The 12,506-nt window shown below is 73.5% G+C and carries 13 protein-coding genes; 9 read left to right on the forward strand and 4 right to left on the reverse strand.

The window, feature by feature from the left end:
• The first annotated feature begins 40 nt into the window (after positions 1-40).
• The gene (locus GCL84_RS25580; RefSeq protein WP_156758092.1) at positions 41-1,372 is read left to right on the forward strand and encodes a UDP-glucose dehydrogenase family protein; all 1,332 of its coding nucleotides are present in this window, start codon (positions 41-43) and stop codon (positions 1,370-1,372) included.
• A gap of 27 nt (positions 1,373-1,399) precedes the next feature.
• On the opposite strand, the gene GCL84_RS25585 is transcribed toward GCL84_RS25580, so the two are convergent.
• Complete coding sequence (locus GCL84_RS25585) at positions 1,400-2,167, reverse strand: protein phosphatase 2C domain-containing protein (RefSeq protein ID WP_156758093.1); 768 nt, start codon at positions 2,165-2,167, stop codon at positions 1,400-1,402.
• A 67-nt stretch (positions 2,168-2,234) separates the two neighbouring features.
• On the opposite strand from GCL84_RS25585, the gene GCL84_RS25590 reads away from it, so the two are divergent.
• The gene (locus GCL84_RS25590; RefSeq protein WP_156758094.1) at positions 2,235-2,444 is read left to right on the forward strand and encodes a helix-turn-helix domain-containing protein; all 210 of its coding nucleotides are present in this window, start codon (positions 2,235-2,237) and stop codon (positions 2,442-2,444) included.
• A complete protein-coding gene (locus GCL84_RS25595) occupies positions 2,445-2,984 on the forward strand; it encodes a Clp protease N-terminal domain-containing protein (protein ID WP_156758095.1) in 540 nt (179 codons plus the stop codon).
• Here the strand turns inward: GCL84_RS25595 and GCL84_RS25600 are convergent.
• Entirely contained in the window at positions 2,974-4,065 is a 1,092-nt protein-coding gene (locus GCL84_RS25600) for a calcium:proton antiporter (RefSeq protein ID WP_235926697.1), read from the reverse strand. The two genes, GCL84_RS25595 and GCL84_RS25600, sit on opposite strands and share 11 nt — an antisense overlap.
• Before the next feature lie 10 nt (positions 4,066-4,075).
• Positions 4,076-4,717, reverse strand: coding sequence for a membrane protein YczE (gene yczE / locus GCL84_RS25605; RefSeq protein WP_156758096.1), 642 nt, complete (start codon positions 4,715-4,717; stop codon positions 4,076-4,078).
• 61 nt (positions 4,718-4,778) lie between these two features.
• On the opposite strand from yczE, the gene yczR reads away from it, so the two are divergent.
• Complete coding sequence (gene yczR / locus GCL84_RS25610) at positions 4,779-6,206, forward strand: MocR-like transcription factor YczR (RefSeq protein WP_156758097.1); 1,428 nt, start codon at positions 4,779-4,781, stop codon at positions 6,204-6,206.
• Positions 6,207-6,586: 380 nt separating this feature from the next.
• Here yczR and GCL84_RS25615 read toward each other — a convergent pair whose 3' ends face one another.
• Positions 6,587-7,468, reverse strand: coding sequence for a hypothetical protein (locus tag GCL84_RS25615; protein ID WP_156758098.1), 882 nt, complete (start codon positions 7,466-7,468; stop codon positions 6,587-6,589).
• Positions 7,469-7,765: 297 nt separating this feature from the next.
• Here GCL84_RS25615 and GCL84_RS25620 point away from each other — a divergent pair, with 297 nt between their 5' ends.
• The 5 genes from GCL84_RS25620 to GCL84_RS25640 all read left to right on the forward strand — a co-directional run.
• Complete coding sequence (locus tag GCL84_RS25620; protein WP_235926699.1) at positions 7,766-8,803, forward strand: S8 family peptidase; 1,038 nt, start codon at positions 7,766-7,768, stop codon at positions 8,801-8,803.
• Positions 8,804-8,866: 63 nt separating this feature from the next.
• A complete protein-coding gene (locus GCL84_RS25625) occupies positions 8,867-9,415 on the forward strand; it encodes an RNA polymerase sigma factor (RefSeq protein ID WP_156758099.1) in 549 nt (182 codons plus the stop codon).
• Positions 9,412-9,783: a hypothetical protein gene (locus GCL84_RS25630; RefSeq protein ID WP_156758100.1), complete on the forward strand. Its 372-nt coding sequence runs from the start codon at positions 9,412-9,414 to the stop codon at positions 9,781-9,783. The genes GCL84_RS25625 and GCL84_RS25630 overlap by 4 nt, the downstream gene beginning before the upstream one ends.
• Positions 9,784-9,901: 118 nt before the next feature.
• Positions 9,902-11,479 (forward strand): hypothetical protein, encoded by a 1,578-nt coding sequence (locus GCL84_RS25635; protein WP_156758101.1) that lies wholly within the window; start codon positions 9,902-9,904, stop codon positions 11,477-11,479.
• Between the two features lie 139 nt (positions 11,480-11,618).
• Positions 11,619-12,506, forward strand: an 888-nt coding sequence (locus tag GCL84_RS25640) for an IS982 family transposase (RefSeq protein WP_156756081.1), incomplete at its 3' end; no start/stop codon positions are given.

A 12,506-nucleotide genomic window follows, 5' to 3' on the forward strand; every position in this document is an offset into this window, starting at 1 on the left:
GACAAGTTCAGCGGGGCTTCATCCACAGGAGGGATTGCAGGTGTTCGTTCGACGGGTGGCCGTGGTGGGCACGGGGTACGTCGGCCTGACCACGGGGGCGTGCCTGGCCTCGCTCGGCCACGACGTGGTGTGCGCCGATGTGGACGCCGACAAGGTCGAGCGGCTGCGCCGGGGCGAGGTCGACATCCTCGAGCCCGGCCTGGCCGAGCTGGTCGCCGAGGGGATCGCGGCCGGGCGGCTGTCGTTCGTGCTCGGCGCGGCGGCGGCGATGCGCCAGGTCGACGGCGGCCCGGAGGTCATGTTCCTGTGCGTGCCGACCCCGATGGGCGTGGGCGGCGTGGCGGACCTGAGCTTCGTCGAGTCGGTGGTGGAGGAGGTGCGCGACCTGCTCCCGGCCGGGGCCGTGGTGGTCAACAAGTCGACCGTGCCGGTCGGCACCGCGGACCGCACCGCGGAGCTGCTGGGCCGCGCGGACGTCGGCGTCGTGTCCAACCCGGAGTTCCTGCGCGAGGGCAGCGCGGTCCGCGACTTCCTCAACCCGGACCGCATCGTCGTCGGCAGCTCCTCGCAGGACGCCGCCGAGCGCGTGGCCGCGCTGTACTCGCGCCTCGGCGCGCCGACCGTGCTGACCGACGCCCCGTCGGCCGAGCTGGTCAAGTACGCGGCCAACTGCTTCCTGGCGATGAAGCTGTCCTACGTCAACGCCGTCGCCGAGCTGTGCGACCGCCTCGGCGCGAACATCACCGACGTCACCGAGGGCATGGGCTACGACAAGCGCATCGGCCAGGCGTTCCTGCAGCCCGGCCCGGGCTGGGGCGGCTCCTGCCTGCCCAAGGACACCTCGGCGATGCTGCAGCTCGCCGACGCGGCCGACTTCGAGTTCCGCCTCATCCGCGCCACCATCGACACCAACACCCGCCAGCGCCAGCGCATGGTCGAGAAGGTCCGCACCGCCGTCACCGGCAAGCGCGGCGGCTCGCTGTCGCACAAGCGCATCGCCCTGTTCGGCCTCACCTTCAAGGCGGGCACCGACGACCTGCGCGACTCCCCGGCCCTGGCCGTGGCCGCCCTGCTCCGCCAGGCGGGCGCCGAGCTGGTCGCCTACGACCCGGCCCTGCGCCCGGACAACCCCAGCCCGGACCTGGCGAACATCAGCGTCGTCGACGACCCCTACGTGGCCGCCAAGGACGCCGAGGCCATCGTCGTGCTCACCGAGTGGCCCGAGTTCCGCTCCCTCGACTGGACCCGGCTGGCCGAGGCCGCCGCCCGCCCGGTGGTGGTCGACACCCGCAACCTGCTCGACCCCGCGGTGGCCCGCCGGGGTGGCTTCGAGTGGATGGGCATCGGCAAGGCCACCGCCAAGCCCGAGTGACCAGCGGGGCGCGGGCCGTGCCGCGCCTCAGCCCCCGCCGGTGAAGACCACGTGCGCGGCGGCCTGGTCGTCGTGCACCTTGCCGCGCGGCCACCGCCGCGCCGCCGAGTCGTCCCGCTCAGCCGCGCGCACGAGGTCGAGCAGCGCCTGCGGCCCCTCCTCGCCGACCAGGCGCAGCGCCTCGGCCCAGTCGAGGAGCCGGTAGTCGTCGACGGCGCACGAGACGCCGTCGGTGACCACCAGGGCGGCTTGGACCGCCTCCCGGGGCCATGTCCGCAGCACCGCCCGCTCAGCGGCCGCCGGGACGGCCTCCGCGACCCAGAAGCCGCCCTCGGCGTTGCGCACCCGGTCCACCGCCGCCGGGGTCGCCCGGTCCTGGGCGGCCAGCTCGGCCAACCGCGTGTCCTCGACGACCTCGACACCCGAGTCGGTGCGCACCACGATCGGGCTGTCGGCCAGCACCAGGGCCTGGACCTCGTCGTCGGTCCAGCGCAGGATCGCCACAGTGCTCGACGGGCTGTTGCCTGGGGTGTAGCCGTTGCCCCTGGCCACCGCGCGGATCGCACCGGACAGGTGGCGGACCAGCGGCAGCTCCGGGGCGGCGGTCAGCCGGGCGACCAGTTGGGCGCCCAGCTCGATGGCGTAGGCGCCACCGGAGGGCAGGTCGTCGCGGGTGGCGGTGGCGCCGTCGAGGACGACGACGGCGTCCGGGAGGACCATGACCACGTCCTCGGTCGGGCGCGGCTGGCCGTCGAGGCCCACCCCCGCGGCCTCGGCGACGGTGATCTGCGGCATGGGATGGCATCCTGCCTGGCGTCAACTTCAGTTGACACAGCCGGTCCGTCAACGTAGGTTGACGGACATGGCAGAGGCGACCCAACTGGCCAGCGCCGCCGGTGACCGCGACCCCCGGGTGGGGTTGCACGCCGTGGCCGCGCTGCGCAGATTGCTGGAACAACTGGAGGCCGTTCAGGTGCGCAGCGCGCGCGCCGACGGCTGGTCGTGGCAGGAGATCGCGGCCGAACTCGGCGTGAGCAGGCAGGCCGTGCACAAGAAACACGGGAGGCACTGAATGTTCGAGCGGTTCTCCGATGCGGCCAGGGTCGCGGTGCGCGACGGCGTGCACATCGCCGAGCTCGACCACGCCGCGCGCGTGGAGCCCGAGCACCTGCTGCTGGGGATGCTACGCCAGAGCGGCACCACCGCCAGCGAGGTGCTGGCCGCGCACGAGGTCACCGAGGAGGCCACCAGGACGGCGATCGCGGCGGTCCGGCGACGCGGTGGTTTGTCCGCCGCGGACACCGAGGCGCTCGGCGACCTGGGGATCGACGTCGACTCCGTGGTGGCCGCCGTGGAGCGCGGGCACGGCGAGGGGGCGCTGGCCCGTTCGGGTGGCCGCCGCCGCAGCCACCCGCGCTGGCGGGCCCCCTTGGCCCCCGACACCAAGAAGGTGCTCCAGCGCTGCCTGCGCGAGGCGCTCGACCGGCGCGAGCGGCGCATCGGCGACGAGCACATCCTGCTGGCCCTGCTCGGCACGCGCGGGACCACCGCCGACGTGCTGGCGACCTTCGGGGTCACCTACGACGGGGTCCGCGCCGCGCTCACGGCATGATCGCCAGGAACACGAACGAGCTGAACAGCGTCAGGTGCAGGACGCCCTGCAGCAGCGTCGCCCGGCCCTGCACCAGGGTCAGCGTGCTGACCACCATCGTCAGGGCCAGCAGCACCAGCTCCTTCGGGTCCAGGCCCAGCACCAGCGGTCCGGTCAGGAAGATCGACGCGATGGCGATGGCCGGGATGGTCAGGCCGATGCTGGCCAGCGCCGATCCCAGGGCCAGGTTGAGGCTGACCTGCAGGCGGTCGCGCAGCGCGGCCCGCACGGCCGCCGCCGTCTCCGGCGCGAGCACGAGCAGCGCGATGACCACACCGACGAACGACACCGGCGCGCCGATCGCGTCGACGGCGGTCTCCAGCGTCGGCGAGACCGTCTTGGCCAGGCCGACCACGGCGACCAGGCACACCAGCAGCAGGACCAGGCTGGTGTAGGCCGTCCTGTTGGCGGGCGCGGCGGCGTGCTCCTCGTCGGTGAGGGAGTTCTTCGGCAGGAAGTAGTCGCGGTGCCGGATCGTCTGCACGAACACGAACGTGCCGTAGAGCACCAGCGAGACCACGCCGGCGAAGGCGAGCTGCACGCCGGAGAACGTCGGCCCCGGCGACGAGGTGGTGAACGCGGGCACCACCAGGCTCAGCGTCACCAGGGCCGCGATCACCCCGAGCGCCCCGCTGGAGGCGTGCGCGCGGAACTCCTGCACCCGGTGGCGCAGCGACCCGACCAGCAGGGCCAGGCCGACGATCCCGTTGCAGGTGATCATGATGGCGGCGAAGACCGTGTCGCGCGCCAGCGACGCGGCCTTGTCCCCGCCGGAGACCATCAGGGTCAGGATGAGGGCGACCTCGATGACGGTGACCGCGACCGCGAGGATCAAGGTGCCGAAGGGCTCGCCGACGCGGTGCGCCACGACCTCCGCGTGGTGCACCGCGCCGATCACCGCGCCCACCAGGCCCAGGCACACCAGGGTGAGCAGGATCGCGCCGAGGTCGCGCCCCCAGGACAGGGCCAGCACCAGCACCGCCACGGGCGGGATGGCCAGACTCCATTTGGGCAGCGTGGGGATGGTCGTCGTGTCGCTCACGGACCAGACACTAATGTCCGATTCCGGTTCCGGCCCGCGGCTGCCAGGTCACGTGCGGCAGGAACGCCTGCGCCAGCGGCCCGATCGCGAGCGCGTAGAGGGCGGTCCCGAGGCCCGCGGTGCCGCCGAGGAGCCACCCGGCGGCGAGGACGGCGACCTCGATCCCGGTGCGCACCCAGCGCGTCGACCACCCCGTGCGGGCGCTGATCCCCGTCATGAGGCCGTCGCGGGGGCCGGGGCCGAGCCGGACGCCGATGTAGGCGGCCGTCGCGAGTCCATTCAGGACCACCCCGCCGACGAGGAGGGCGATGCGCACGGCGAGCGCGCTCGGGGTCGGCAGCACCGCCAGCGCGATGTCGACCGAGACCGATATCACCACCACGTTCGCCACCGTCCCGATCCCCGGACGCTGCCGCAGTGGCAACCAGCACAGCAGCACGGCGGCGCTGGCGATCGCCACGACCGTCCCGTAGCTCAACCCGGTCAGCTTGTTCAACGCCTCGTGCAGCACATCCCAGGGCGCCAGGCCCAGCGTCGCCTCGATCTGCATGGCCATGCTCACGCCGTAGAGCAAGAGACCGGCGATGAGCTGGGTGAGCCTGCGGCCGGGGCTGATCCCCATGCGCACCGGGTGGACGTCAAGAGCTGCCATGCGGCTCATCGTGATCGCCTTTGGCCTGATGCTCGATGGCCAATCACCGATAATTGGCCTTATGACCCAGCCCACTGGCCGCATCTCCACCCGCCGCTTGGCGCTCCTGCTCGGCGAGTGGCGGGCCGGGGGCAGCCGCGGTCTGGCCGCCGGGGTGCGCGGGCTGGTGCTCGACGGGCAGCTACCGCCGGGAACCGCGCTGCCCGCCGAGCGCGAACTGGCCGCCGCACTGGGCGTCAGCCGCACCCTCGTGGCCTCGGCCTGGGACCGGCTGCGCGCGGGCGGCTTCGCCGCCAGCAGGCGCGGTTCGGGCACCTGGACGACCCTGCCGCACGGGCCGGGGGCGGTCCCGGAGCTGGCCGAGCAGCCGATCGACCTGGCCAGGGCCGCTCCTGCCGCGCTGCCCGGCGTCGGCTCGGCGTTCGACCGGGTCCGCGACCGGTTCGCCCCGGAGCTGGCCGACCACGGCTACCACGAGACCGGCCACCCGGAGCTGCGCGTCCGCCTGGCCGAGCGGTTCACCGCCCGCGGCCTGCCCACCGCACCGGACGAGGTGCTGGTCACCAGCGGCGCCCAGCACGCCTTCGCGCTGGTGCTGCGCACCCTCACCGGGCCGGGCGACCGGGTGCTGCTCGACCAGCCCGCCTACCCCAACACCATCGACGCCATCCGCGCCGCGCACGCCGTCCCGGTCCCCGTCCCACTGCCGGAGACGGGCTGGGACCTGGTGGGCACCGAGGCCGTGCTGCGCCAGTCCGCGCCCCGGCTGGCCTACCTGCTGGTCGACTTCCACAACCCGACCGGCAGGCGGCTCGACGCGGCCGGGCGCGAGCGGCTGGGGGCGATCCTGCGCCGCACGAGGACACCCGCCGTGGTCGACGAGACGCTGGTCGAGCTGGACCTGGGGGACGACCCGGCCGCGGGCCCGCAGCCGATGGCCTGCGCCGCGCCCGGCCAGGTGATCACCGTCGGCTCGGCGAGCAAGTCGCACTGGGGCGGGCTGCGCATCGGCTGGGTCCGCGCACCCGCCGACGTGATCCGGCGGCTGGTGTCGGTCCGGCCCGCGTTCGACCTGGGGTCGTCGGTGTTCGACCAGCTCGTCGTCGCCGACCTGCTGGCTGACCCGGAGCCGCTGCTGGCCGCGCGCCGCGACCAGTTGCGGGTGCGGCGCGACGCGCTGGTGGCCGCGGTGCGCGAGCACCGGCCGGACTGGCGCTTCACGGTACCGCCCGGTGGTCAGAGCCTGTGGTGCGCGCTGCCCGGGCCGATCAGCACCCGGCTGGCCGTCGGCGCGCAGCGGGTGGGGGTGCGGCTGGTCCCCGGGTCGCGCTTCGGCGTGCACGGGGGTCTGGAGAACTGGCTGCGGCTGCCCTACACGCTCACCCCGCCCGTGTTGACCACGGCGGTCCGCAGGCTGGCGGCGGTGGCTGCACAGCTATCATCCGAAGAACCCGATTCTCCGGGTGACGACCTGGTCCCAGTGGTCTGACCTGCGCGAACGCGTTCGCGAGCGGCCAGTCCGGGGCGGATCACGCCCGTCCTGACTAGCAATCGGGGTGCTGCTCCGATACAAAATAGTGCGCTGGATGGCGTAATCGTCTGGACCTTTCGGTTCTGACTCGCCACCCAGCGCACCATTGGCCCTGGCCGAGCGCCCAGGTCAGTCGGCACAGCCCCTCGTTGTGCCGATCGGGTGCGCGGCCGGGGTAGGACCCCGGCGCCGCGGGGGCATCGCGGCGCCGGGGCCGGTGTCACCGATGCGGCCAGGCGCGGTCGGCCGATCGGGACGTTCTGGTGGGCTGCGGGGACCACGCGGACGCGTGCGGGCCTGCGCAAAAGGGCAGACGGGTCCCCGAGGGGGAAGCGAGCTCAGTCGGGCGAGGAAGCGGGCAGACCGGCGGACGCGGACTGCGGCCACGACCCGCGGTCGCCAACGACGGTGGCGACGACGGTCAGTTCAGCAGGGGCCCTGGTGGTCAGGACGCCCACGAGGCCGCCTCGGTTCTGGCTGCCGGTGTCCTGCGCGGCGGGCGCGGCCGAGGCGGGCGCGGCGGGCGCGCTGGGCGACAGCGGCTTGCGCGGCTGCTCCGCGGGTCCGGAACGCGCCTCGGCGTCGGCCGGGGCCCCGGCGGGCGCGGCGGCGACGGGTTGGGCCTCGGGCTGCGCGTGGCGCTGCGGTCGGCGCTCGGCGACGGGCTCGGCGAGCGTGGGCGCCTCGGGGGCGGCCTCGGCCTCGACCGGGGGCGCTGCCGGGGCGGTCGGGGGCGGGAGGACGGCAGGAGCGGGCTCAGGCGATGGCTTTGGCTGCGGGAGCAGCGGGGTCTCGACCGGCTCGGGCAGCAGGACGGGCAAGGTGATCGCACCGGGGCCGGGTAGCTGCGGCGGCGGGATGTCCAACGGCGGCATGGTGAACGAAGGCACCTCGAACGAAGGCATTTCGAACGAGGGCACGTCGAACGAGGGCAAGTTCAGCGGCGGCGTGTTCGACGGCGCGGTCACAGCGCCCACGACACCGTGCACCAGGCCCGCCGTCGCGTTGAGCAGGCCGCCGACGGTGTCGCCGACGAAGCCGAGCAGGCCGCCGCGCTGCGGCGCCTGGGCGGTGTCGGCGGCGGCGGAGGCGGTCCCGGCCATGGCGACCCAGCCGAGGAGCGCGAGGAAGGCGGTGACCACGATCCGGGCCACGAACCGCGAACGGTCGCGGGGGCATAAGCGGGCGGCGCCGCGCGGCACCGTGTTGTCGCGCGGCACCGTGTTCGACGGTCGATCAGACCACCGCACCCGTCGTCACCACCATCCGCGCATCGCGCCGCCCGATGTTCCCGCAGCCCCGGTCCGCCCCTCCGGCGCGGTGGCTGCCGACTTCCCCAGCACCCTTCTCCCCCGGCAGCTTAGTGCGCTCGCATCCGCCCGGAAAGACGGTGAACGGCACCGCCCGAGTGGGCCGAATGGAGACAATGATCACTGGATGGGAAGAATTCACCAATCTGGGTGACACCAGGCCACCGGCGGGTGCGGGCTCGCCGGGGCGGGTGCAGGGTGTCCGGTGTGTACTCGCCGCCCCCTGCCGCCCTCGGTGAGCTGGCCGAACAGCATCCCGACCTCACCGTCCACGACCCTGGCGGCCCCAGGGAGTGCCTCGTGCGGACCGGCGAGCTCCTCGTGGCCGAGCCGCACGTGCGGGACGCGGCGCGGCTCTTGGGGAAGTGGGTTGCGACCATCGAAACCGATGGTCCGCCGGTGTTGCGATTGCGCCCGTCGGTCGCGCGGGACTGCGCGCGGATAGCCGAGGACTTCGCCGACCGGGTGCCGGTCTCGGCCAACCACGTGCACCTGGTCGGCACACCGGTGCTGCACGGCACCGGGGCGATCCCGGTGCCGGTTCCCACCCCGCCCGCCCCGCCGCCGGGCGTGTGGTCCCCCGCGGTGACGGTCACGCTCTTCGACACCGGCCTCGACCCGCACCCCTGGTTCGCCGACCGCCCGTGGTTCCGACCGTCGGCCCGCGAGGTCCTCGACGCCGACGGGGACGGGGCCGACGACCGCCTGGCGGGCCACGGCACCTTCGTCGCGGGCGTCGTCCTGCAGCACGCCCCCGGCGCCACCCTGCGCGCCCACCGCGTCCTCGACCCCCGGGGCACCACCGACGACCTCACCCTGGCCGCCGCCCTGCGCCGCGAGGCCCGCCTGCCGCACCCGGACCTCATCGTCCTCACCGCGGGCTGCCACACCACCGACGACCGCTGCCCACCCGTCCTCGCCTCGGCGCTGGCCGCCTTCCCCGCCACCGAGATCGTCGCCGCCGCGGGCAACAACGCCACCACCCGCCCCTTCTGGCCCGCCGCCCTCCCCACCGTCACCGCCGTGGCCGCCTGCACCCCCGACGGCGCCCCGGCCCCCTTCACCAACCACGGCCCCTGGGTGGACCGCCTGGCCCCCGGCGTCGACATCACCAGCAGCCACGTGCGCCTCGCCGACGGCGTCCACCACTACGGCGCCGCCCGCTGGAGCGGCACCTCCTTCGCCGCCCCCCGCGTCGCCGCCGAGATCGCCCGCACCCTGGCAGCCGGTCACCCGGTCGCGTGATCGCGGGAGCCACCCGCACCCCACCCCCGTCCGACCCGCCGAAGGCCTAGGAAAGGCAGGCGGATGGACACCGCGACCCTCCTCACCCGAGCCGCCCAGGGCGACCAGTCGTCCTGGCGCACCCTCGTCGACCGCTACTCCCCCTTGGTCTGGCGCGTGGCCAGGGCCCACCGCCTCTCCACGACCGACGCCGCCGACGTCAGCCAATCAACCTGGATCGCCCTGGCGGACAACATCTCCACCGTCCACTCCCCCGACCGCCTGGCGGGCTGGCTGGCCACCACCGCCCGCCGCGAATCCCTCAAACTCCTGCGCGGCAGGGAGGTCGCCACCGACACCTGGGGCGAGTGGGCCGACCCGGCGGACGACCCGGAGCAGACAACCCTCCGAACCGAACGCGACGACCTGCTGTGGCGCGCGTTCGGCGCCCTGCGTGTCCGGTGTCGACAGTTGCTCGCCCTGCAGGCCTACGCCCCTGAACTCTCCTACGCCGAACTCGCCGCCGCCGTCGGCCTCGCGAACAGCGCGGTGGCGAAGACGAGGGGCCGGTGCCTGGCCACCCTGCGCCGGGAGCTGGCAGGCCTGGGCCTGCGGGTCGAGGAGGCGGGATGAGCTTGGTCTGGCAGTTGCGGGCGGCTCTGGACGCCGTCGACCCGGTGCCCGAGGGGGTGCGGGACGCGGCGGTGATGGCTGGCGGGCTGCTGGGGTGCGCTTGGGACCCGCTGGAGCTGGCCGAGGTGCGGGCGCCGTTGGTGCGCGGGGAGGTCCGGGTGTGGGAGGGCCCGGGGCTGACTGTGCACCGGCGTGGTCCGGAGATCGTCGGCTGGGTGCCTGGGGGCGTCTCACGGGTTGATGTGCAGACGGCGGGTGGGCACCCGGGGTTCGCGGTGCTGGACGGCGCTTTTGGCGGGCCGGTGGGCACGGGCCCGGTGCGGTTGCTGCTGCGGGGTGCTCGGACGGCGGTGACCCCGTGGATCTGACGCGGGGCCTCCGGTGGTCGGTGGCGTCATGCGGGAGCGCTCCGGTTTCCGGACCAGGGGCACCGCTCGCCGCCCGGCGGGTGAGGACAGCAGCCCCGCGACGAAGGCCGGTGACCACATGAGCACGGTGACCTGGGCGGAACGACACGCGGAGGCGCTGCGGCTGCAAGACCAAGGAGCACCGCTCGCCGCCCGGCGGGTGGGGTGGGCCGCCGTGGAAGCGGCGGGGTCGGAGCGGGAGCGGGCGGAGTCGTCGCTGGTGGTGGCTTGGGTGTCTCATCGGTTAGGAGATGTTGAGACGAGTCGGGAGTTGGTGGGGGCGGCTCGGGGGGTGGTGCCCGTGGTGGCGGCGTGCGTGGAGGGGGTCATCGCGTGTGCGGAGGAGCGGTTCGCTGAGGCCGTTGGGGCGTTGGAGCTGGCGCTGAGCGGGGTGCTGCCCGTGCGGTGGCGGGCGAACGCGCTGGTGGCGTCGGGGGTCGCGGCTGGGGCGCTGGGGCAGTACGCGCGGGCGGAGCGCGCGACGGAGCAGGCCGCCGAGTTGTACGCGTCGCTGGGCGAGCACGGGCGGGCGGCGACGTGCCTGCACAACCTCGGCCACCTGGCGGCGCAGGCGGGCGACCACCCGCTGGCCCTGGCCCGGTACGCCGCCTCCGGGGTCGACGAACGGCGCTGGCCCGAGGTCCTGCTCGACCAAGCCGCCTCCCACCTCGCCCTCGGCCACACCGCCCCCGCCGACGCGGCGCTGGCGCGGGCGCACACCCTGCTCGCCGCCTCCGGCCGCGCCCCCGCCTACGCCGACTCCCTGCTCGCCCGAGCCCGCTACGCCCAGGCCACCGGCGACCCCGAAGCCACCCGCCGAGCCGCCACCCGAGCACTCGACCACGCCACCCCGGCCACCAAAGCGCAGGCCGAAGCCCTGATCCGCGCCTCCCACACCCGCCCGCGCCCCGCTCCCGGCACCACAACCCTGTTCGACGACAACGGCACTCTGACCGCGATCACCCCCACGGCCACCACCAACCTCGGCCCCACCCAGGCCATCACCGAAGCCGCCCGGGCCCTCCACCACGCGGCCACCCTCGCCATCCACCGCCCGGCCACCCCCACCCAAGCCGCCACCCGCCTGTTCCAGCTCCTGAAACTCCCCCACCGCACCACCCTCATCCCCACCCACCACCTGGCCGACGTCCCCTGGGGCCTGCTCCCCGGCGACATCACCATCGCCCCGAACCCAGAAGCACTCGACAAGGCCCAAGCCGCACCGGTCCCCACCAAACCCCACCGCCTGTGGATCGCAGGCCCCAACCTCCGCCACGCCACCGCGGAGGCCACCCGCCTCCACCGCGAACACGGCGGCACCCTCCTGGTCAACCCCACTGTCGCCGAGGCCCTGACCGCGATCGAGCACGCCACCCACCTACACCTGGCCGCACACGGGACCCACCACCCCGTCCCCGCCATCCACCTGGCCGACGGCCCCCTGCATCCGTATCACCTGGCGAAACTGACCACCACGCCCGCATTCGTGACCCTGGCGGCCTGCGAGGTCGGCAACCCCTTCGGCTTCCCCCGGGCGTTCCTGGACAAGACCACCCGGACGGTCATCGGCACCCCCCTCCCCATCCGCGACCGCCTCCTGAGCACACCCAAACCAGGCCGCCACGGCTTCGCCGCCATCGGCCTACCGCTTTCCTGAAAGTCGCCCGAACACCCGCGACTCGGTGGTCGAGGTGGTGTTCGGAGGTGGCATTGCCCGTCTAGATGAGTGATTCCGTAAAAGTGGTGTAAGGCGGGCCCGTGTCACCGCGTGGGTGGAGGGTGTTCAAGATCAATGTGTGACGAAAGACCTGAACACCCTCCTGACCGCACTTTACGTGCTGATCGATGACCATGTCGTGCCGCCCCGCACCGGGCGTGGCCGCCGACCCGAGTTGACCGACAGCGAGCTGATCACGCTGGCCGTGGCCCAGGTGCTGCAGCGTCACCGCAGTGAACGCCGCTGGATCCGCCACATCCATGCCGACCCCGAATGGCGTGCGATGTTCCCCGTCATGCTCACCCAGTCCGGTTACCATAAGCGCCTGAAAACAGCGCAACCGTTGCTGTGCCAAGCAATCCTGACCCTGGCCGCGTGCTGTCCGTCATGGTTCGACGACCTGTGGATCACCGATGCCACCCCCGTGCCCTGCGGCATGTCCAGGGAGACAGTGAAGCGCTCCGACCTGGCCGGGCACGCCGGCTACGGCTACTGCGCGTCACATTCCCGGTGGTACTGGGGGCTCAAGCTCTACCTCGTCTGCGCCGGGGACGGGATGCCGGTCATGTGGTGCCTCGCCACTCCGAAGATCGGGGAACGCGAGGTCCTCGCCGCCTTGCTCGAACGCAACCACCACCTCATCCGCGAAGGCCAGGTCTTGCTGGCGGACAAAGGGTTCGCCGGGAAAGCCTTCAAGGAACTCACCGAGACGCTGGGACTGAACCTGCTGCGCCCGGACCGCAAAGACGAGACCTACCGCAACGGGAACCTCGGCGGCATCCGGCAACGGATCGAGTCGGTCAACCAGACCCTCAAAGGCCAACTCGACCTCGAAGCACACGGTGGACGCACCCCTGCGGGAGTGTTCACCCGGGTCGCCCAACGCCTGCTCGCCATGGCCGCAGCCATCTGGCACAACTGGAACACCGGCCTGACCAGCAAACGATCACTGACCACCTACGACCAC

Source organism: Actinokineospora pegani (assembly GCF_009745975.1).
Taxonomy (GTDB): Bacteria; Actinomycetota; Actinomycetes; order Mycobacteriales; family Pseudonocardiaceae; genus Actinokineospora; species Actinokineospora pegani.

Coding starts and splice junctions, on each gene's coding strand:
- GCL84_RS25585 (WP_156758093.1), bottom strand. CDS start 2,167: ATGCCGCAGATCACCGTCGCCGAGGCCGCGGGGGTGGGCCTCGACGGC.
- GCL84_RS25590 (WP_156758094.1), top strand. CDS start 2,235: ATGGCAGAGGCGACCCAACTGGCCAGCGCCGCCGGTGACCGCGACCCC.
- GCL84_RS25595 (WP_156758095.1), top strand. CDS start 2,445: ATGTTCGAGCGGTTCTCCGATGCGGCCAGGGTCGCGGTGCGCGACGGC.
- yczE (WP_156758096.1), bottom strand. CDS start 4,717: ATGGCAGCTCTTGACGTCCACCCGGTGCGCATGGGGATCAGCCCCGGC.
- yczR (WP_156758097.1), top strand. CDS start 4,779: ATGACCCAGCCCACTGGCCGCATCTCCACCCGCCGCTTGGCGCTCCTG.
- GCL84_RS25625 (WP_156758099.1), top strand. CDS start 8,867: ATGGACACCGCGACCCTCCTCACCCGAGCCGCCCAGGGCGACCAGTCG.
- GCL84_RS25630 (WP_156758100.1), top strand. CDS start 9,412: ATGAGCTTGGTCTGGCAGTTGCGGGCGGCTCTGGACGCCGTCGACCCG.
- GCL84_RS25635 (WP_156758101.1), top strand. CDS start 9,902: ATGAGCACGGTGACCTGGGCGGAACGACACGCGGAGGCGCTGCGGCTG.